Below are 18399 nucleotides of genomic sequence, written 5' to 3' on the forward strand. Positions count from 1 at the left end.
AGATCAGGAGGCGGAAAAGCCGAGCCAGGGTTCCAGCTTCTGAAAAGTCCGATCCATGGCATAGGCACGGGTGAACGAGAACGGCAGGTGACCATAGATGATCGACATCTGGCCTTCTGCGGTTGCCTCGTTCGCCTTGGCAATGGCGGCAAGGTAAAGCGCCGAGGCAAGGCCGGTTCTGTCGGCGCCGGCCTGGCAATGAATGAGAATCGGCTTCGGCGCGTCGCGCATGATTTCGACGAGCTGTGCGGCTTGCGCCTGGGTCAGCTCGCGGCCGGAAGACATATGGAAATCGATATGGTCGATGTTGAGCTCTTTTGCCTTGGCAACTTCGTTGTCGTACCAATGGTGCCCGCTATTGTCGCCACGCAGGTTGATAATGGTCTTGATGCCGTATTGCTTCTGAAACTCGGCGATATTGGTGGCCGAGGGCTGCGAGGAGCGGTAAAGCTCGCCGGCAATGACCGGATGGAAGTTCGTCGTCCAGAGCATGTGAGCATAGAAGCCACCGGCGACCGCCACAAAGGCGCCTCCTGCAACAAGCGCGACGCGACCGATACGAAGGAGGCGATTGGCAAGCAAGGACGACATTTTCGGCATTCAATCTCCAGAGGGCTCACGCATGCAAGCGGATAGGCCAAATCAAACAACAGCTTCCGCCGGCAGACCCGCTGGAGGATGCGATGATCCTTCTGCCAGATCATCCTGACGCTGAGCTGAAAAATGAAAGCACAGATCTCGATGACGATTTTGGGATATTTCGCCGTAACTGCATGGGGTGGAAACTGAGAATAATTATATAAAATCAAAAATATATAATATAAAATTGAAGTATTAGATTATCGTATGTGCGACAATTTTAAATCAGCCGCAATGCACGAAAGCTGACATGACCGTTTTTTCCAATGATGACATGATCGTGAACGGTGATGCCCAGGGGCTTGGCGGTATCGATGATGGTCTTGGTCATGTCGATATCGGCGCGAGATGGCGTCGGGTCTCCCGACGGATGGTTGTGGACCAAAATCACTGCCGAGGCGGAAAGTTCGAGGGCGCGTTTGACGACTTCGCGCGGATAGACAGGCGTGTGATCGACCGTGCCGAAACCCTGGACCTCGTCGGCGATCAGAGCGTTGCGCTTGTCGAGAAACAGCAGCCGGAACTGCTCGCGTGCCTCGTGCGCCATGGCGGCGTGACAATAATCGATCAGCGCCTTCCAGGAGGAGAGCACCGGCTTGCCCGTCAATTCGCTCTTCAGCATGCGTTGTCCGACGCTCGCGACCAGCTTCAGGTCGAGAGCAACGGCGTCGCCGACGCCGCTGACTTCCGTTAGCAGGTTGATCGGCGCACCGAACACGCCGCCGAGCGTGCCGAACCGGGCAAGCAATGCCTTGGCGATCGGCTTCGTGTCGCGTCGCGGGATCAGCCGAAAAAGCAGCAGTTCGAGAATTTCATAGTCCGCCAATGCCGCATCGCCACCGTCACGATAGCGATTGCGCAGCCGTTCGCGGTGGCCATGATAATGGGCTTCAACATTCGTTGGCGTGGATTTGGCTGTTGAGCCGGATTTGGTTGCTTGTGAGACCGGCTTCGCAGCCTGTTGGGCGAAGAATAGCCGCTCGTCGAGCAGCGGCGCATCTTCCAACGCCTCCGTCTTCCCGCCTCTATCGAGGGGCATGTCACCATGTCCTTTGGAAGAAGCGGGACGTTTCGCCATGAATTATCCCTGCAGGGGAGGCAGGCCAGGGCGATCGAGGCCGCCGGGCGACAGGGTGAAGATTTCGCAACCCGTCGCTGTGATGCCGACGGTGTGCTCGTACTGTGCCGAGAGCGAACGGTCGCGAGTGACGGCCGTCCAGCCGTCGCCGAGCACCTTCACATGCGGCTTGCCGAGATTGATCATCGGCTCGATGGTGAAGATCATGCCTTCACGCAGTTCTGGGCCGTCATTGACGCGGCCGTAATGCAGGATATTCGGCGAGTCATGGAACAGGCTGCCGACGCCATGACCGCAGAAATCGCGCACGACCGAGCAGCGCTCGCCTTCGGCATAGGTCTGGATCGCCTCGCCGATGGCGCCGGTGCGTGCGCCAGGGCGCACGGCGGCGATGCCGCGCATCAGGGATTCGTAGGTGACTTCCAGCAGCCGTTCGGCCGAGCGCTTGATTTCGCCGACAGGATACATGCGGCTGGAATCGCCGTGCCAGCCATCGAGCACATAGGTCACGTCGATATTGACGATATCGCCTTCGCGCAGCGGCTTGTCATTGGGAATGCCGTGGCAGACGACATGGTTGATCGACGTGCAGGAGGATTTCATGTAGCCGCGATAGTTCAGCGTCGCCGGATAGGCGCCGTGATCCATGCCGAACTCGAAAACGAAGCGGTCGATGACATCGGTTGGAACACCGGGCTCGACGATCGCGGCAAGTTCATCGAGGCAGCGGGCCGTCAGCTGGCAGGCCTTGCGCATTCCTGCAAAGGCATCCTGCCCGTAGATGCGGATAGCGCCCGTATTTTTCGCCGGCGCCGTTGCCGCTTCGATGTAGTTCACCATGGTTAGCCTTCGGTAGAGATCTTAAACTGTTCTAATGCAGCTATGCCGGGTTCGTCTATCGGGATCAACCCGGCAGGCGCGATTTCCGTCGGGGAAACCCTGCATTTCAGCGCATAGACTTCGACGCCACGCGCCAAAGCACGATCATAGGCCCGGGCGTAGACCGGATCGAGGTCACCACAGATCCGGAAGCGATCACAATCATTGCGCTGGATCACGAACAACATCACGGCGCGGTAACCGGCTTCGGCCATATCGCCGAGTTCTTCCAGATGCTTGGCGCCGCGCGCCGTCGCCGTATCGGGAAATTCCGCAAGGCCCGGCTGCCGCATGAAATGGACGTTTTTCACCTCGACATAGGTGGTTGTCCGCAAGGGGTCGGTCAAGAGCAGGTCGATGCGCGAGTTGCGGCCGTAATTCTGCTCGCGTTTTACCGCCGTGTAATCGCCGAGATCGGAGACTTGCCCAAGCGCAATCGCTTCCGCCGCGATGCGGTTTGGCATGGCGGTATTGACGCCGACCGTGGTGCCGTCGGCTTCGATCAGTTCGAAGACATGACGGTATTTTCGCTTCGCGCCCTCATGTTCGGAGAGCCATATGCGCGAGCCAGGTGTCGTGAGGCCAAGCATCGAGCCGGTATTCGGGCAGGAGCCGGTGATGAGCGTCCCGTCCTCGAGCTCGGCATCGAAAAGGAAGCGTTTGTAGCGCGAAATCAGGCGGGCAGGGACGAGAGACGAGGTAAATTGCATGATCGAGCGGTCGCTATGCCCGTTCCATGACGAAGCTGCCGGGTGCCTCTTCCAGCGCGTTGAGAGCCTTGCCGCCGGGTTGGCGTGCTGCCGTCATGCGGTGATCCTGCGAAAGAATCCAGGCGTGCCAATGCGGCCACCAGGAGCCAGGCGTTTCATTGGCCTCGGCCAGCCACTTCTCATAGTCGCCGCTTAAGGGGCCGCCGGTCCAGAACTGGTATTTGCGCTTGTCCGGCGGGTTGACGACGCCGGCGATATGGCCCGAGCCCGTCACGACGAATTCCACAGGCCCACCGAAATACTGGCTGCCGACGAAGACGGACTTGGCCGGCGCGATATGATCCTCGCGCGTCGCGAGATTATAGACCGGAATGCGCACGTCCTTCAGCGACAGCGTCTTGCCGTCGAGCACCATCTTGCCCTGGCTCAGCGCATTGTTGAGGTAACAGTTGCGCAGGTAGAAAGAGTGGTTGGCGGCCGCCATGCGCGTGGAATCGGCGTTCCAGAACAGAAGATCGAAGGGCAGGGGTTCCTGTCCCTTCAGATAGCTGTTGACGAAATAGGGCCAGATCAATTCGGAAGCGCGCAGCATGTTGAAGGCCGTCGCCATCTTCGAGCCTTCGAGATAGCCGAGCACATTCATCTGCTCTTCCAGTGCTGCGATCTGCTCCTCGTCGACGAAAACCTTCAGGTCGCCGGCAAAGGTGAAATCGACCTGCGTCGTCAGGAAGGTCACCGTGCGGATGCGCTTGTTCTTTTCCTTGGCATGGAGTGCGAGCGTGGCCGCGAGCAGCGTGCCGCCAACGCAATATCCGACAGCATTGACCTCCTGCTCACCCGTTGCCTTTTCGACCGCCTCCAGGGCGAAATCGATGCCTTCGCGGGCATAGGAGGTCCAGTCCTTCGTCGCGTGGCGATGGTCCGGGTTCACCCAGGAGATGACGAAGACCGTGTGACCCTGCTCCACGCACCATTTGATGAAGGATTTCTGCGGGTTCAGATCGAGAATGTAGAATTTGTTGATCCAGGGCGGGCAGATCAGCAGCGGCCGCTTCAACACCTTGTCTGTCGCCGGCTCGTACTGGATCACCTGGCAGACATCGCTTTGGGCGATCACCTTGCCCGGCGTCAGCGCCATGTCGCGGCCGACGGCAAATTTGGTCATGTCGGTCTGACGAAGACGTAGCTCGCCGTGACCGAGGCTGATATCCTCCGCCAGCATCTTCATGCCGCGCACCAGGTTCTCGGCATTGGAGGCGATGGTTTCGCGGTAGACCTGCGGGTTCGTCGCGACGAAATTGGTCGGCGAGAAGGCGGCGGTGATCTGCTTCGTGTAGAACGCAGCCTTGTGACGCGTGTGCTCGTCCAGCCCTTCCGCATCGCCGACCAGTTTTTCCGCCCAGTTCGACGTCAGAAGATAGGTCTGCTTCAGGAAATCGAAGAAGGGATTCTTCTGCCAGTCCTCATCGGCAAAGCGCCTGTCCTTGACCGGTTCGGATTCGACCTCGGTGGACGAATCGCCGCTGAGGCGTTGCATGGTTTTTGTCCACAGGCCGAAATATCCCGACAGGAGATGTGTCTGTGCTTCCAGCGTCCGGCGTGGGTCGGAAAGCCAGTATTCGCCGACCTTGGACAGCGTCTTGACCATGTCGGTGAAGGGATCGGCAACCGTGTCGACCTTCTCGCCACGTTCGCGGGGAGCGAGCCAAGCGGAGGCTGCCTTGCCGAGATTCTCGAGCGCACGGGCAAAGTTGACGGCCATCGCTTCGGGATCCCTGACGATGTAAGGCTCGACTGACTTTGGATCAAAGCCGGGAAAGCCGCCATTACCTTCATTATTGTCCCGCTTGCTGTCGGTCACGCATCATCCTCCCGGCGGCAGCTCGTGTCTTGTTTTCCATTTGTACATCTTGCGGGAAAAGGAATACAAGTCGAATGAAACGCAACCCTGCTCTTGCTTTGCTGCTGCGACAAATTTAACAGTCGCAACCCACAGCAAGGAATAGCGCAGGAAGACAATTATGGGCGGCGGCATGGTGGCAAGACTGAACCGGTATTCCGTACTCTGCGGTGCAATGTGCGGAATTCTCGCATTGACGCTCGTGGGCTGCTCGACGCCCGAGGAAAAGGCTGCTTATGCCAAGCGCAAGCAGCCGCCCCAGGCGGTGATCGTTAAGCCCGCCAAGGGCAGTGCGGTCGAAGAAACCAGCACGCAGCAATATTACAAAGACGGCTACCCTTCCTTCAACGCGCCACCGACGGCCGCAAATGTGCAGATCAACGATCAGCAGGCCGGCGACCTCGTCAAGCAGCTGACGGCGCTGGGATCTCAGCGCAAGGCGGGCACGATCTCGGAGGCCGAGTACCAGAAGCGCGTCGCCGAGATGCGCAAGCTTGCCGCCGAACATGGCCAGGATACGCTGCAGGAAATTCAGAAAGAGGGCAGCGCCCAACCGGCGCAAACGCAGAATTAGCCTTGCGTTTCAGGCAATTTGGACGCAAAGCGTTCGGATAGGCCGAATTTGGATGTATCTGACCGGCGAATTGCACTTTGCGTGCATAAGCGCCCAAGATTCACCTTATCTTTCGAGAAAGCATGGTTGCGGCGCCGCGATTTCCAAGTTCGTATCGCGGCTGGCCGGTAGTTCAACGAACTTCAGCGCGGTTTTGAGGGCCGCTGTCCCATGGGGAAAGAAATGGAAGAGTTTCATAAAGTCCGGCGTTTGCCGCCCTACGTTTTCGAACAGGTCAATCGTTTGAAAGCGAGCGCGCGAGCGGGCGGGGCGGACATTATCGACCTCGGCATGGGCAATCCAGATCTTCCCACCCCCAAGGCGATTGTCGACAAGCTGTGCGAGGTGGTTCAGGACCCGCGCACGCATCGCTATTCCTCCTCCAAGGGCATTCCCGGCCTTCGCCGCGCGCAGGCTGCTTATTATGCCCGCCGCTTCGGCGTGAAGCTCAATCCGGATACGCAGGTGGTCGCCACCCTCGGCTCCAAGGAAGGCTTCGCCAACATGGCGCAGGCAATCACCGCGCCGGGCGATGTCATCCTCTGCCCGAATCCGACCTATCCGATCCACGCTTTCGGCTTCCTGATGGCCGGCGGTGTGATCCGCTCGATACCGGTCGAGCCGGACGACAGCTTCTTCCCGCCGCTGGAACGGGCCGTGCGCCACTCGATCCCGAAGCCGCTGGCGCTGATCCTGAACTATCCGTCCAACCCGACGGCTTATGTGGCGACGCTCGATTTCTACAAGGAAGTTATTGCCTTCGCCAAGAAGCACGACATCATCGTGCTTTCGGATCTGGCCTATTCGGAAATCTACTTCGACGACGCGCCGCCGCCGTCGGTGCTGGAAGTTCCGGGCGCCATGGATGTGACTGTCGAGTTCACCTCGATGTCGAAGACCTTTTCCATGCCCGGCTGGCGCATGGGCTTCGCCGTCGGCAACGAGCGGCTGATCGCGGCGCTGACGCGCGTAAAGTCCTACCTTGATTACGGCGCCTTCACGCCGATCCAGGTGGCGGCGACCCACGCGCTCAACGGCGACGGCTCCGACATCGCGGAAGTGCGCAACATCTACAAGCGCCGCCGCGACGTTCTGGTCGACAGCTTCGGCAAGGCCGGCTTTGATGTCCCGCCGCCGGCCGCGACCATGTTTGCCTGGGCAAAGATCCCGGAAAAATTCCGTCATCTCGGCTCGCTGGAGTTTTCCAAGCTCCTCGTCGAAAAGGCCGATATCGCGGTTGCGCCGGGCATCGGCTTTGGCGAAATGGGCGATGATTATGTCCGTATCGCGCTCGTCGAAAATGAGCATCGCATCCGTCAGGCCGCGCGCAATCTCAAGCGCTTCCTGTCGACTGCGGACGAAACGATGCACAATGTCATTTCACTGAACGCTCATCGTTCGTAATGTCGCGCGGCAGCCGTTTCCGCGGCTGCCGTCCCAAGATACTGATCAGGAATTTTCCATGGCAGATGCCCTCAAAATCGGCATTGCGGGCTTGGGCACCGTTGGTGCCTCGCTCGTCCGCATCATCCAGAGTCGCGCCAACGAGCTTGCCGTTACCTGCGGTCGTCCCGTCAAGATCGTCGCTGTAACAGCCCGCGATCGCACGCGGGATCGCGGCATCGATCTGACAGGCATCGAATGGTTCGGCGGTCCGGTCGATCTGGCCCAGAAGGCGGATATCGACGTTTTCGTCGAGCTGATCGGCGGTTCCGAGGGTGCTGCCAATGCCGCCGTTCGGGCCGCTCTGGCGCGGGGCCTTCATGTCGTCACCGCCAACAAGGCGCTGCTTGCCTATCACGGCGTCGAGCTCGCGCAGATCGCAGAAGAAAAGGGCGTCCTGCTCAACTTCGAAGCGGCTGTCGCCGGTGGCATTCCGGTCATCAAGGCGCTGCGCGAATCCCTGACCGGCAACACCATTTCCCGCGTCTATGGCATCATGAACGGCACCTGCAACTACATCCTGACCCGGATGGAGAAGGAAGGCCTGTCCTTTGCCGATTGCCTCAAGGAAGCCCAGCGTCTCGGCTATGCCGAAGCCGATCCGGCTTTCGATATCGAGGGCAACGACACGGCCCATAAGCTCGCCATTCTGACGACGCTCGCCTTCGGCAACCGAATTGCGGCCGATGACATCTACCTCGAGGGCATAACCAACGTCTCCATCGAGGATATCCGTGCTGCCGCCGATCTCGGCTACCGCATCAAGCTGCTCGGTGTCGCCCAGCGCACCGAAAGCGGCATCGAACAGCGCGTGCATCCGACCATGGTGCCGCTCGATTCGGTCATCGCTCAGGTCGATGGCGTCACCAATGCCGTGGCGATCGAATCCGATATCCTCGGCGAATTGCTGATGGTCGGCCCCGGCGCCGGCGGCAACGCGACGGCATCGTCCGTGCTCGGCGACATCGCCGATATCGCCAAGAGCCGTCCGGGCGAACAGCGCGTGCCGGTGCTCGGACATCCCGCCAAGGCGCTGGAGCCCTATCGCAAGGCGCAGATGCAGAGCCATGAAGGCGGCTATTTCATCCGCCTGACCGTTCTCGATCGCACCGGCGTCTTTGCGAGTGTGGCGACCCGCATGGCGGAAAACCAGATTTCGCTCGAATCGATCGTCCAGCGCTCGAAGCAGCACCTGGCACCGTCCGATCACCAGACAATCATCCTCGTCACCCATGCGACAACAGAGGATTCGGTGCGCAAGGCGGTTGCGGCAATCAAGAACGAGGGCTATCTCGTTGGCGAACCGCAGGTCATCCGTATCGAGCGGCCGAAAGAGTAGAGCAATTCCAGGAAAAGTGCACAGCGGTTTTCCGTCCGGAATTGCGAGAAAATAAAGAGATAGGGCGGTTCAGAGATTTCGTGAAAAGCTGAACCGCTCTAAGCTGATAGCGGCGGCGTATTTCGCAAGGACGCCGCCCTCAAATTCCAGGAGAGATGGTGGAGCAACCGGTCGATCCAGTTCAGCGGGCATTTCTGGGTGTCGAGCGCTCGGTATCGGGCAATCGCTGGGTATCCCGGCTAGATCAGGCTGGTCAGAACAGGGCGCTCGCGATTGCGCAGACGCATGGCCTGCCGGAACTGATCGCCCGCGTACTTGCCGGTCGCGGCGTCGGACAAGACGAAGCCATGGCCTTCCTCGATCCGACCATCCGTGGCCTGATGCCGGACCCGCATCTGCTGACCGATTGCGAAAAGGCCGCACGGCGGCTGCTGCACGCGATCAAGAAGGGCGAGACGGTCGCGATCTTCGGCGACTACGATGTCGACGGCGCGGCCTCCTCGGCGCTGCTCTATCGCTTTCTGACGCATTTCGGCGTTCCGGCCAGCATCTATATTCCCGATCGCATCTTTGAAGGCTACGGCCCCAACCCGACCGCCATCGGCCAGCTCATCGACAATGGCGCCACACTGATCGTCACGGTCGATTGTGGCTCCACCAGCTTCGAATCGCTCGAGGTGGCAAAGGCGCGGGGCATCGATGTCGTCGTGATCGATCACCATCAGGTGGCGCATGAGCTGCCGCCATGCCATGCGCTGGTCAATCCGAACCGTGAGGATGATCTGTCGGGGCAGGGGCATCTTTGCGCTGCCGGCGTCGTCTTCATGGTTCTGGTCGCCGCCTTGCGGCTGTTGCGCGAGGCGGGTGATTCCCGTGTGCGGTCCATCGACCTGCTCGCCTGGCTCGATATCGTCGCGCTGGCGACCGTCTGCGATGTCGTGCCGCTGAAGGGCTTGAACCGCGCCTATGTCGTCAAGGGGCTGATTGCCGCCCGCCATCAGGGCAATCTCGGGCTCGCAGCGCTGTTTCGCAAGGCTGGTCTGAACGGCCCTGTCTCGCCCTATCATTTCGGTTTCCTCATCGGTCCGCGCATCAATGCCGGTGGCCGCATTGGCGATGCAGCGCTCGGCGCCCGCCTGCTGACGCTGGACGATACCGGCGAGGCGGAAACGATCGCTGCGAAGCTCGACGAGCTCAATCGCGAGAGGCAGGCCATGGAAGCCGCCATGCTGCAGGAGGCCGAGGCTGAAGCGCTGGCAGAATATGGCAACGGCGATGGCGCGTCGGTCATCGTCACGGCGCGCGAGAGCTGGCATCCGGGTATCGTCGGGCTGATCGCGTCGCGCCTCAAGGACAAGTTCCGCAGACCGGCCTTCGCCATCGCCTTCGATCCGACGGGAAAGGGCACCGGCTCCGGCCGCTCCATCAATGGCTTCGATATGGGGCGCATGGTGCGTGCGGCTGTGGATGCCGGTCTGCTGGTCAAGGGCGGCGGACACGCCATGGCGGCAGGCCTGACGGTGGAACGGAGCAATCTCGGCAAGCTGCGCGCCTTCTTCACCGAGAAGGCGGAAAAGCAGGTCGCCGGGCTGGTTGCCAATGAAACGCTGAAGATCGATGGCGCGCTCGGCGCAAGCGGCGCGACCGTGGAGCTGATCGACAGGCTCGAGACGGCCGGCCCCTATGGTTCGGGGCATCCGCAGCCGGTCTTTGCACTTCCGAGCCACAGGCTGCGCGATTCCCGCCTCGTCGGCCAGTCGCACATCAAGATAACGCTGGAGGCGATGGACGGCGGCCGTGTGGACGGCATTGCCTTCCGCGCAGCGGAAACGCCGCTGGGCGAGCTGCTGATGTCGTCACGTGGCGCGCAAATCCATGTGGCCGGCACGCTCGGTGCCGATCACTGGCAGGGAAGTCGGCGCGTGCAGCTTCGCGTGACCGACGCGGCAAAGGCTCCGTAAGGCAAATCACGCCCGATATCGCATCGGCAAAATGTCGCTTTGCGAAGCAAAATCATCAATTTAAGGGGAAAGTACAGTGGCACGCCCTAGGGGAGTCGAACCCCTCTTTACAGAATGAAAATCTGTCGTCCTAACCGATAGACGAAGGGCGCGTGCTGTGGCGCCCTTATAGTCAGCACCTTTTGTTCCCGCAAGCGGAAAAACGAGAAAAATCCCAGAAAAATCGATGATTAGGCGAAGATTTTTCGAGGCGTTGTGGAAAACGTCGAGCCACGGAGTTGGCACGCCCTAGGGGAGTCGAACCCCTCTTTACAGAATGAGAATCTGTCGTCCTAACCGATAGACGAAGGGCGCATGCTCTGCCGCGTAGATAGGAATAGCCTATTGCGTCCGCAAGCGGTAGCTTAAATGAATCGTCTATGGAGAGAAGAACAACAGTGGCACGCCCTAGGGGAGTCGAACCCCTCTTTACAGAATGAAAATCTGTCGTCCTAACCGATAGACGAAGGGCGCGTGCAGCTGTTGTGTGGCGCGCTTATAGCGGGGTGATTTCATTCCTGCAAGCGGCAATTTTGCTTTTTTGTGGAAAAAATGACAGATGGGTGAAACTGCCGCCGACCGCGAATAAGTGAGACTTAACAGGCTCTTGCCGGCGACATTGAAGAATCCCTGGAAACGCGGGCTTTTCTACTGACCATTGGCGCCAGGCACGGGCTGCACCAGCAGCTTGCCATTCTGGGGCTGGTTCTTTGCGGCGATGAATTGCGCCAGCGCTGCCGCCTGCCTGCCGTTCAGCTCGCGCACATTCGGGTTCGGTGTCGCGGCAACTCCCGATGATGTCACCTGCGCGATCGGCTGTGGCGAAGCCGCAGCCGGCGAGGCCGAGTGGCGGATGACCGGCGGTGGCAGCATGTCCGCCGAAGTGCGGCCATTCGGAACGCTGGCGGTGTCCATGGTTTGCGGTGCCACGGCCTGCATTGCCGCTGGCGGCGTGCTATAGACGCTACGCATCATCGGCGTGATCGCCTGGCTGCCGTCAGGCTGATTCTTCGCAAGTGTGCCGTCCGGGTTGACGGCAATCGGCGGCGGGGCGGAGAAAATGCTGCTTCTGTTCGCATTGACGCCAGTCGGCTGCGTGACCAGGCCGCCGATGCCGGTCTGCCCGTCCGCAGTCTGGGCTGTTGCCGGTGCCGGATAGAACGCCTGGTTCTGTTGGGCGACGACCTGCTGGCGCGTGCCGTTGACGCTGTGCACCAGGGGATCGCGATAGCCCATATCGCCCTTGCGTCGCCGGGCGTCGGCCTTGTTGTTCATGTCGGCTGCAAGCGCTTCGGCCGTTGTCAGCTGCGCCGCTGGCGCAACGTCGGATGTTTCGGTCGGCTTTTTGGCCGTGGTCGCGCAGCCGGCAATCATCACAAATGAGGCAAGAACGGCAATTGTGCTTGCTAGCTTCTTCCTGCCGTATAAAATCTGTTGATCGCACATAGGACGTTCCCTGCAAAAGGCTTGCATCGGAACGGCCTCCTGCGAGGGACGACGATACCGCACGCGCCGACTGGGAACGATGGCCGCGCGATATCCGATGCATGATGCTTCGAGTCGTCCAAGCATGCCGGAGGATGGGCATAGGCGGCAAGCGCGAAACGGATGGCTCCGCGCATGCCGTAAGCCTCGCGAAAGCTTGGCTCCTACCAGGAGCCGGTGTTGGCCATGGAAGCCCAGGGCTCAGCCGAGGGAAGATTGGCCCCCTTCTGCAGGATTTCGATGGAAATGCCGTCCGGAGAACGCACGAAAGCCATGTGACCATCGCGCGGCGGGCGGTTGATCGTGATGCCGTTGTCCATCAGCTTCTGGCAGGTCGCGTAGATATCGTCGACCTCGTAAGCGAGATGGCCGAAATTGCGCCCTCCGCTATATTCTTCCGGGTCCCAGTTGTAGGTCAGTTCCAGGCTGGGGGCGCCGTTGCTGCGGGATGATTCGGCATCATCGCTGGCTGCAAGGAAAACGAGCGTATAGCGGTCTTTCTCGTTTTCGTAGCGGCGGGTTTCGGTAAGCCCGAACAGGGTGCTATAAAAATGCAACGAGGCGTCGAGATCGGTGACGCGGACCATCGTATGGAGATAACGCATTCTATTTCCTCTCTTAATGTTGAGCTGGGCGGATCTTCGATCGGGGCACCAGCTTCGCGCAAGTCTTGGAGCAATAATCTTAGGGTGGGAATAAACGAAAACTAGGACTTGCGCTTTTCCGTTACCAAGATGTTAATCTTGATATCAGGGAATCAGTTAACCGTAACAGTGTGACGCGTAATCGAGGGCTGGCTAGGATGGGTGACAGAATTTCATCGAAGGGAGTTGAAGACTTCGAGGAGATGTCCGGCGATACCGTCGAGCTCATCGAAATCTCAGGCGTCGTCAAGTGGTTCGACGTTGCCAAGGGGTTCGGTTTCATCGTGCCGGATAACGGCATGCAGGATGTCTTGCTGCATGTGACGTGTCTGCGCCGTGACGGTTATCAGACGATTCTCGAAGGGACCCGCATCGTTGCGCTGATCCAGCGTCGGGAGCGCGGTTATCAGGCCTTCAAGATCCTCTCCATGGATCAATCGACTGCCGTGCATCCCTCGCAGATGCCGCCGGTGCGCACGCATGTGCAGGTGACGGCGACGAGCGGTCTGGAGCGCGCGCTGGTCAAGTGGTTCAACCGCACCAAGGGCTTCGGCTTCCTGACGCGCGGTGAGGGCACGGAGGATATATTCGTGCATATGGAAACGCTGCGTCGCTTTGGTCTTGCTGAGCTACGGCCGGGGCAGGTGGTTCTCGTCCGCTTCGGACCCGGTGAAAAGGGCCTGATGGCCGCGGAAATCCATCCGGATGCACCAAGCCCGGTTACGCGGCCGCACTGATATGAATAAAACCGGATTTCTCGGAATTTTGAAAAGCGCCATTTTGGCGCTTTTTCTCGTTGGGGCCATCGCTCCATCGTCTTTCGCGGCACAGACCGCGGGGCAGCAGTCGATGGCTTTCGATTCGGAACCGCTTTCGATCGCATCGCCCAAAGGCCAGACGCATAAATTCACCGTGGAACTGGCCTTGACGCCGCCACAGCTCGAATTCGGCCTGATGTACCGCGACAAGATGCCGGCCGACCATGGCATGCTGTTTGACTTTGGCACGCCGCGGCCTGTCATGATGTGGATGAAGAACACCAAGTTGCCGCTCGACATGCTCTTTCTGGATCAAAAGGGTGTCATCACCCACATCCAGGAAAATGCCGTGCCCTATTCCGAAGCGATCATCAGCTCCAACGGGCCGGTTGCCTATGTCATCGAGCTGAATGGTGGAGTGGTCAAGAAACTCGGCCTTGCCGTCGGCGACAAGGTGACGAGCGCCACCATTGCGGCAAAGCTCGGCAAATAGATTTTCATCGGGGAAGATTTGCCCGACGAGATTTTACCTGTTGCAGCGGGCAGATGAACCGTGTATCTCCCCACTCGTTCCGCAGGCTCGAGTGCTCGACGGTGCGGAACTGAAGTCATGATCGCGTTTTGGCGATCATGCACACGGTACGGAGTGTAGCGCAGTCTGGTAGCGCATCTGGTTTGGGACCAGAGGGTCGGGAGTTCGAATCTCTCCACTCCGACCATTTAAACCCCTTCATTGATGTCGTTGAATTCGTCTTGGCGCTGGCTGCCTTTTCGCTTGAAAACAAAGGGATTCGCGGCTAATCAAAACCGAGATGCGCTCGATCTGCAAAGGCCGAGCGCAAGACAAATGAAGCACAAAGGCGGATCATTCCCGCTTTATTCGGAGGCGCTGCAGCAATGCCTGCCAAGATCTATCGTCCGGCAAAGACCGCCATGCAGTCCGGCAAGGCCAAGACCAATATCTGGGTTCTCGAGTTCGACCAGGAAACGCCGCGCAAGATCGATCCGATCATGGGCTATACATCGTCGGGCGATATGCGCCAGCAGCTCAAACTGACCTTCGATACGCAGGAACAAGCGGAAGACTACGCCAAGCGCGAAGGCATCGACTACCGCGTCATCCCGCCGAAGGATCCGATCCGGCAGACTGTGTCCTATTCCGACAACTTCCGCTTCAACCGCATCCAGCCCTGGACTCACTGAAGCCAAACACTTATTGAACGCAGCCCATTGAATTGGGTGGCAGTTTCAGGCATGTGTTGCCCGCCGCGCGCAAGGTGCGGCCAGGCCTTACGGCCCCTTAGCTCAGCTGGATAGAGCACTTGCCTTCTAAGCATGTGGTCGCAGGTTCGAATCCTGCAGGGGTCGCCATTTTCCCGATATGGTTTTGCGTGTCGCTATCCAAGCGTCATCAGCTCTGTTTCGCGCTCAGTTCGCCATTGTCGGCCAGCCGCCGGCAGCTTTTGGCCTTGTCGCATCGACCGCCATCTGGATGAGATCGTAGCCATACATTGCTCCGGCCAGCTTGATGACGATGATGGCGACGCTCAAGAGAGCGAGTCCGCCGATGATTCTGTCGCTTTTTTTCACGGCCCGCTTCCCCCGACGTCTCGTGAATCCCGCATTATTCGCGGCAGCGGAAACTATATCGCGTTCTGCGCGAAGCGCTATATGGCTTGTTCACGTTGCCAGTCGGCCGGCTGCAACAAGCAGCAGGCCGCCGGCAATGCCTTCGATCCATCTCCGCCGGCGATCGCTGAAATTTCCGCGGGGGCCAATCGCCGCGATAGCGACGCTGAGCAGGGCATAGACGATCCCGCATAGGCTGATGAAGACAATGGAGAGAAGGCAGGCCTGCAGCATGATGCTCTCATCGTGGCTCATGAACTGCGGCAGGATGGCAAAATAGATCATCATGCCCTTGGGGTTGAGAACGGCCGTCAGAAAGCCGCGGCGAAACCTGCTGCTCCCAGCACTTGATGATAGCGGCGTAGCGCCGCCGTTTTTCATGGAAGATGCGATGAGCCGGAAGGCAAGATAGCTGAGATAGGCGATGCCCAGCCATCGCAGCGCCGCAAACAGGAGAGGCGAGGCCGCTATGATGGCGGCAACGCCCAGGGCTGCCAGCGCCGAATGCACGATGTAACCGACGCAGATGCCCGCCGTCGAACGCAAGCCCGCGACAGGGCCTCCCGAGACTGCCTGCGACACCACGAACAGCATATCCGGGCCTGGGGTGCAGATGAGTGGCAGCACGGTGGCTGCAAAGAGAAGAAGATTGGTGTTTTCCATGAATGGAAGCCTAGCGATCTACCGGCGCAACCGGCTTGCGAAGATGCCAATTTCTGCCAGATTATTGGCATCTGAATTCAAGATCAGAAGATTATCGGTAGAGGATGCCAATGCGGCTGGATGAGATCGACAGGCGTATCCTGCGTGCGCTGCAGCGCGATGGGCGGATACAGAACGTGGAGCTTGCAAAGGAAGTGGGGCTCTCGCCGTCGCCTTGCTTGCGGCGCGTCAAGCTTCTCGAGGACGCAGGCATCATCGATCGCTACGTGGCCGTGGTAAATCCGGTCAAGGCGGGCCTGCCGCTCTCGATGTTTGCTCGCGTCTGGCTGGTGGCCCAGGACGCCGAGACGATCGATCGCTTCATCGCCGCCATGAAGAAGCTGCCCGAGGTGATGGAATGCTACATCATGCTGGGCGAGAGCGATGCGTTGCTGCGCGTCGCTGTTTCCGATCTCGACGACTACAGGCAGTTCCAGTCCACGCATCTGACGAAGGTCAATGGCATTCAGAACGTCAAGACCGATGTACCGAGCCAGATCGTCAAGCAGACCTACGCTCTGCCGTTGCGTTGACCGCTCTCGATCCGCCAGTCGATAACGGAAGACCTGTGAAAAACCCGCCGGCTGCGATGCAGCGGCGGGTTCTGTTCATTCGATCCATTCCGTATCAGTATCAGTGCAGGATCTGGCTAAGGAAGAGCTTTGTGCGCTCATGCTGCGGGTTGTCGAAGAATTCCTTCGGCGAATTCTGTTCGACAATCTGCCCCTGGTCCATGAAGATGACGCGGTTGGCGACCTGGCGGGCAAAGCCCATTTCGTGGGTCACGCACAGCATGGTCATGCCTTCTTCGGCAAGGCCGACCATGGTGTCGAGCACTTCCTTGATCATTTCCGGGTCGAGTGCGGAGGTCGGCTCGTCGAACAGCATGATCTTCGGGTTCATGCAAAGCGAGCGGGCGATCGCCACGCGCTGCTGCTGACCGCCGGAAAGCTGGCCGGGATATTTCTTCGCCTGCTCGGGGATCTTGACGCGGGTGAGGAAGTGCATGGCGATTTCTTCCGCCTGCTTCTTCGGCATCTTGCGCACCCAGATCGGTGCCAGCGTGCAGTTTTCCAGAATGGTCAGGTGCGGGAAGAGATTGAAGTGCTGGAACACCATGCCGACTTCGCGGCGCACTTCGTCGATCTTCTTGAGGTCGTTCGTCAACTCGACGCCGTCAACGATGATCTGGCCCTTCTGGTGCTCTTCCAGACGGTTGATGCAGCGGATCATCGTCGATTTGCCCGAGCCGGAGGGGCCGGCGATGACGATGCGCTCGCCACGCATGACCTTCAGATTGATATCGCGCAGCACATGGAAGTCGCCATACCACTTGTTCATGTTGATCATGTCGACCGCGACCTCGGTCTCGGAGACAGTCATTTTTTTCGATTGGGCTTCAGCCATTTTGTATTTCCCTCAATTTTATCGCTTGTGGCCGGTGTCGAGATGGCGTTCCACGAACCCTGAATAGCGCGACATGCCAAAGCAGAACAGCCAAAAAACGAATCCAGCGAATACAAGACCCGTCACCGGCGTCACCGCGCTTGCCCAGGTGGCATCCGAGAAGTTCTGGCGGACGATGCCGAGCAGGTCGAACATGCCGATGATCGCCACGAGCGACGTGTCCTTGAACATGCCGATATAGGTATTGACGATGCCGGGAATGACCAGCTTGATCGCCTGCGGCAGAATGATCAGCCGCATCTTCTGCCAGTAGCCGAGGCCGAGCGAGTCGGCGCCTTCGAATTGACCCTTCGGTATTGCCTGCAGGCCGCCACGAATGACTTCGGCCATATAGGCCGAGGTAAAGATCGCAACGCCGACGACGGCGCGCAGCAGCTTATCGACGGTCCAGCCCTGCGGCATGAAGAGCGGCAGCATGTAGCTGGCCATGAACAGCACCGTGATCAACGGCACGCCGCGGATGATTTCGATGAACGACACACAGAGCATGCGGACAACGGGCATCTTGGAGCGGCGGCCGAGTGCAAGCACGATGCCGAACGGGAAGGAGACTGCGATCGCAACGAAAGCGATCACCAGCGTCACGAGTAGGCCGCCCCATCTTTCCGTTTCGACGGTCTCAAGGCCGAAGCCCCCGTGGAGCAGGAAGAACGAAACAACCGGCAGCACGAAGAACGCGAGGATAGCGTTCAATCCCTTCCTGGGAACGGACGGTATCAGCAACGGGACGAAGCTGACGATCATCAGGATGCAGACGAGTATTGGTCGCCAGCGCTCGTCCGGCGGATAAAGGCCGAACATGAAGATGGCGAATTTCGCGCGGACGAAGGCCCAGCAGGCGGCGTTCCAGCCATCCGGCTGCGTTCCGCCTTGAACCGTGGTGGCGCAGAAGGTGCGGTCGGTTCCGCTCCAGACCGCATTTATAAACAGCCAGTCGACCAGGTGCGGGATCGTCCAGGCCAGGAAGGTGACGGCAAGCACGGTCAGGACAATGTCCTTCGGCGTTGCAAACAGGTTCTTTTTCAACCAATGCCACACGCCCCTTTCGCTGGCAGGTGCTGGCTGCGCCACCAGCAGTGTCTTGCTGACGAAGTGTTGATCAACGCTCGACAT

General features: G+C 59.4%; 19 protein-coding genes and 5 tRNA genes. 10 read left to right on the forward strand and 14 right to left on the reverse strand.

Annotated elements, in window-relative coordinates; all coding sequences use genetic code 11:
- Positions 1 to 3 precede the first annotated feature (3 nt).
- The 5 genes from ABOK31_RS06250 to phaC all read right to left on the reverse strand — a co-directional run bounded on the left by ABOK31_RS06250 (position 4) and on the right by phaC (position 5167).
- On the reverse strand, positions 4 to 600 hold the full coding sequence (locus ABOK31_RS06250; protein WP_174174630.1) for a dual specificity protein phosphatase family protein: 597 nt from the start codon (positions 598 to 600) through the stop codon (positions 4 to 6).
- A gap of 259 nt (positions 601 to 859) precedes the next feature.
- Positions 860 to 1678, reverse strand: coding sequence for a DNA repair protein RadC (gene radC, locus ABOK31_RS06255; protein ID WP_349958175.1), 819 nt, complete (start codon positions 1676 to 1678; stop codon positions 860 to 862).
- Between the two features lie 42 nt (positions 1679 to 1720).
- Positions 1721 to 2557 carry a type I methionyl aminopeptidase gene (gene map, locus ABOK31_RS06260; RefSeq protein WP_349958176.1) on the reverse strand — a complete coding sequence of 279 codons (837 nt, stop codon included), beginning with the start codon at positions 2555 to 2557 and terminating at the stop codon, positions 1721 to 1723.
- 2 nt (positions 2558 to 2559) lie between these two features.
- Positions 2560 to 3306, reverse strand: coding sequence for a DNA/RNA nuclease SfsA (sfsA, locus tag ABOK31_RS06265; RefSeq protein WP_349958177.1), 747 nt, complete (start codon positions 3304 to 3306; stop codon positions 2560 to 2562).
- A gap of 13 nt (positions 3307 to 3319) precedes the next feature.
- The gene (gene phaC / locus ABOK31_RS06270) at positions 3320 to 5167 is read right to left on the reverse strand and encodes a class I poly(R)-hydroxyalkanoic acid synthase (RefSeq protein WP_349958178.1); all 1848 of its coding nucleotides are present in this window, start codon (positions 5165 to 5167) and stop codon (positions 3320 to 3322) included.
- Between the two features lie 160 nt (positions 5168 to 5327).
- On the opposite strand from phaC, the gene ABOK31_RS06275 reads away from it, so the two are divergent.
- From ABOK31_RS06275 to recJ, 4 genes are all read left to right on the forward strand, one after another.
- On the forward strand, positions 5328 to 5780 hold the full coding sequence (locus ABOK31_RS06275) for a hypothetical protein (protein WP_349958179.1): 453 nt from the start codon (positions 5328 to 5330) through the stop codon (positions 5778 to 5780).
- A 222-nt stretch (positions 5781 to 6002) separates the two neighbouring features.
- Positions 6003 to 7223, forward strand: coding sequence for an LL-diaminopimelate aminotransferase (locus tag ABOK31_RS06280; protein WP_174174642.1), 1221 nt, complete (start codon positions 6003 to 6005; stop codon positions 7221 to 7223).
- 58 nt (positions 7224 to 7281) lie between these two features.
- Positions 7282 to 8601: a homoserine dehydrogenase gene (locus ABOK31_RS06285; protein ID WP_174174644.1), complete on the forward strand. Its 1320-nt coding sequence runs from the start codon at positions 7282 to 7284 to the stop codon at positions 8599 to 8601.
- Positions 8602 to 8759: 158 nt separating this feature from the next.
- Positions 8760 to 10562 (forward strand): single-stranded-DNA-specific exonuclease RecJ, encoded by a 1803-nt coding sequence (recJ, locus tag ABOK31_RS06290; RefSeq protein WP_349958879.1) that lies wholly within the window; start codon positions 8760 to 8762, stop codon positions 10560 to 10562.
- A gap of 77 nt (positions 10563 to 10639) precedes the next feature.
- Here the strand turns inward: recJ and ABOK31_RS06295 are convergent.
- The 5 genes from ABOK31_RS06295 to ABOK31_RS06315 all read right to left on the reverse strand — a co-directional run bounded on the left by ABOK31_RS06295 (position 10640) and on the right by ABOK31_RS06315 (position 12691).
- Positions 10640 to 10714 (reverse strand) — tRNA-Glu (locus tag ABOK31_RS06295).
- Between the two features lie 127 nt (positions 10715 to 10841).
- Positions 10842 to 10916: transfer RNA gene (locus tag ABOK31_RS06300), tRNA-Glu, on the reverse strand.
- Positions 10917 to 11000: 84 nt separating this feature from the next.
- A tRNA-Glu gene (locus ABOK31_RS06305) sits at positions 11001 to 11075 on the reverse strand.
- Between the two features lie 174 nt (positions 11076 to 11249).
- Entirely contained in the window at positions 11250 to 12047 is a 798-nt protein-coding gene (locus ABOK31_RS06310) for a hypothetical protein (RefSeq protein ID WP_349958180.1), read from the reverse strand.
- A gap of 203 nt (positions 12048 to 12250) precedes the next feature.
- Entirely contained in the window at positions 12251 to 12691 is a 441-nt protein-coding gene (locus tag ABOK31_RS06315; RefSeq protein WP_349958181.1) for a VOC family protein, read from the reverse strand.
- Positions 12692 to 12888: 197 nt separating this feature from the next.
- Between ABOK31_RS06315 and ABOK31_RS06320 the strand changes: the two genes are divergently transcribed.
- The 5 genes from ABOK31_RS06320 (at position 12889) to ABOK31_RS06340 (ending at position 14859) form a co-directional block, all read left to right on the forward strand.
- Positions 12889 to 13467 (forward strand): cold-shock protein, encoded by a 579-nt coding sequence (locus ABOK31_RS06320; protein WP_047634624.1) that lies wholly within the window; start codon positions 12889 to 12891, stop codon positions 13465 to 13467.
- Between the two features lies 1 nt (position 13468).
- Entirely contained in the window at positions 13469 to 13981 is a 513-nt protein-coding gene (locus ABOK31_RS06325) for a DUF192 domain-containing protein (RefSeq protein ID WP_349958182.1), read from the forward strand.
- A gap of 149 nt (positions 13982 to 14130) precedes the next feature.
- Positions 14131 to 14207, forward strand: a tRNA-Pro gene (locus ABOK31_RS06330).
- 178 nt (positions 14208 to 14385) lie between these two features.
- Complete coding sequence (locus ABOK31_RS06335; protein WP_174174650.1) at positions 14386 to 14691, forward strand: ETC complex I subunit; 306 nt, start codon at positions 14386 to 14388, stop codon at positions 14689 to 14691.
- Positions 14692 to 14782: 91 nt separating this feature from the next.
- Positions 14783 to 14859: transfer RNA gene (locus ABOK31_RS06340), tRNA-Arg, on the forward strand.
- Between the two features lie 57 nt (positions 14860 to 14916).
- Here ABOK31_RS06340 and ABOK31_RS06345 read toward each other — a convergent pair.
- Positions 14917 to 15078, reverse strand: coding sequence for a hypothetical protein (locus ABOK31_RS06345; RefSeq protein WP_349958183.1), 162 nt, complete (start codon positions 15076 to 15078; stop codon positions 14917 to 14919).
- Positions 15079 to 15168: 90 nt separating this feature from the next.
- Positions 15169 to 15780 carry a LysE family translocator gene (locus ABOK31_RS06350; protein ID WP_349958184.1) on the reverse strand — a complete coding sequence of 204 codons (612 nt, stop codon included), beginning with the start codon at positions 15778 to 15780 and terminating at the stop codon, positions 15169 to 15171.
- 104 nt (positions 15781 to 15884) lie between these two features.
- On the opposite strand from ABOK31_RS06350, the gene ABOK31_RS06355 reads away from it, so the two are divergent.
- A complete protein-coding gene (locus ABOK31_RS06355; protein WP_349958185.1) occupies positions 15885 to 16352 on the forward strand; it encodes an Lrp/AsnC family transcriptional regulator in 468 nt (155 codons plus the stop codon).
- A 100-nt stretch (positions 16353 to 16452) separates the two neighbouring features.
- On the opposite strand, the gene ABOK31_RS06360 is transcribed toward ABOK31_RS06355, so the two are convergent.
- A complete protein-coding gene (locus ABOK31_RS06360; protein WP_015339774.1) occupies positions 16453 to 17226 on the reverse strand; it encodes an amino acid ABC transporter ATP-binding protein in 774 nt (257 codons plus the stop codon).
- Positions 17227 to 17244: 18 nt separating this feature from the next.
- A complete protein-coding gene (locus ABOK31_RS06365) occupies positions 17245 to 18399 on the reverse strand; it encodes an amino acid ABC transporter permease (RefSeq protein WP_174174657.1) in 1155 nt (384 codons plus the stop codon).

Source organism: Rhizobium sp. ZPR4 (assembly GCF_040215725.1).
In the GTDB taxonomy this organism is placed as follows: Bacteria; Pseudomonadota; Alphaproteobacteria; order Rhizobiales; family Rhizobiaceae; genus Rhizobium; species Rhizobium rhizogenes_D.

Excerpts from the sequence above, each read along its gene's own strand:
- ABOK31_RS06280 (WP_174174642.1), top strand. The coding sequence starts at position 6,003 with ATGGAAGAGTTTCATAAAGTCCGGCGTTTGCCGCCCTACGTTTTCGAA.
- ABOK31_RS06310 (WP_349958180.1), bottom strand. The coding sequence starts at position 12,047 with ATGTGCGATCAACAGATTTTATACGGCAGGAAGAAGCTAGCAAGCACA.
- ABOK31_RS06335 (WP_174174650.1), top strand. The coding sequence starts at position 14,386 with ATGCCTGCCAAGATCTATCGTCCGGCAAAGACCGCCATGCAGTCCGGC.
- ABOK31_RS06320 (WP_047634624.1), top strand. The coding sequence starts at position 12,889 with ATGGGTGACAGAATTTCATCGAAGGGAGTTGAAGACTTCGAGGAGATG.
- map (WP_349958176.1), bottom strand. The coding sequence starts at position 2,557 with ATGGTGAACTACATCGAAGCGGCAACGGCGCCGGCGAAAAATACGGGC.
- ABOK31_RS06285 (WP_174174644.1), top strand. The coding sequence starts at position 7,282 with ATGGCAGATGCCCTCAAAATCGGCATTGCGGGCTTGGGCACCGTTGGT.
- ABOK31_RS06360 (WP_015339774.1), bottom strand. The coding sequence starts at position 17,226 with ATGGCTGAAGCCCAATCGAAAAAAATGACTGTCTCCGAGACCGAGGTC.
- ABOK31_RS06250 (WP_174174630.1), bottom strand. The coding sequence starts at position 600 with ATGCCGAAAATGTCGTCCTTGCTTGCCAATCGCCTCCTTCGTATCGGT.
- sfsA (WP_349958177.1), bottom strand. The coding sequence starts at position 3,306 with ATGCAATTTACCTCGTCTCTCGTCCCTGCCCGCCTGATTTCGCGCTAC.
- ABOK31_RS06365 (WP_174174657.1), bottom strand. The coding sequence starts at position 18,399 with ATGTCGAGCGTTGATCAACACTTCGTCAGCAAGACACTGCTGGTGGCG.
- ABOK31_RS06350 (WP_349958184.1), bottom strand. The coding sequence starts at position 15,780 with ATGGAAAACACCAATCTTCTTCTCTTTGCAGCCACCGTGCTGCCACTC.
- ABOK31_RS06325 (WP_349958182.1), top strand. The coding sequence starts at position 13,469 with ATGAATAAAACCGGATTTCTCGGAATTTTGAAAAGCGCCATTTTGGCG.
- radC (WP_349958175.1), bottom strand. The coding sequence starts at position 1,678 with ATGCCCCTCGATAGAGGCGGGAAGACGGAGGCGTTGGAAGATGCGCCG.
- ABOK31_RS06275 (WP_349958179.1), top strand. The coding sequence starts at position 5,328 with ATGGGCGGCGGCATGGTGGCAAGACTGAACCGGTATTCCGTACTCTGC.
- ABOK31_RS06315 (WP_349958181.1), bottom strand. The coding sequence starts at position 12,691 with ATGCGTTATCTCCATACGATGGTCCGCGTCACCGATCTCGACGCCTCG.
- ABOK31_RS06355 (WP_349958185.1), top strand. The coding sequence starts at position 15,885 with ATGCCAATGCGGCTGGATGAGATCGACAGGCGTATCCTGCGTGCGCTG.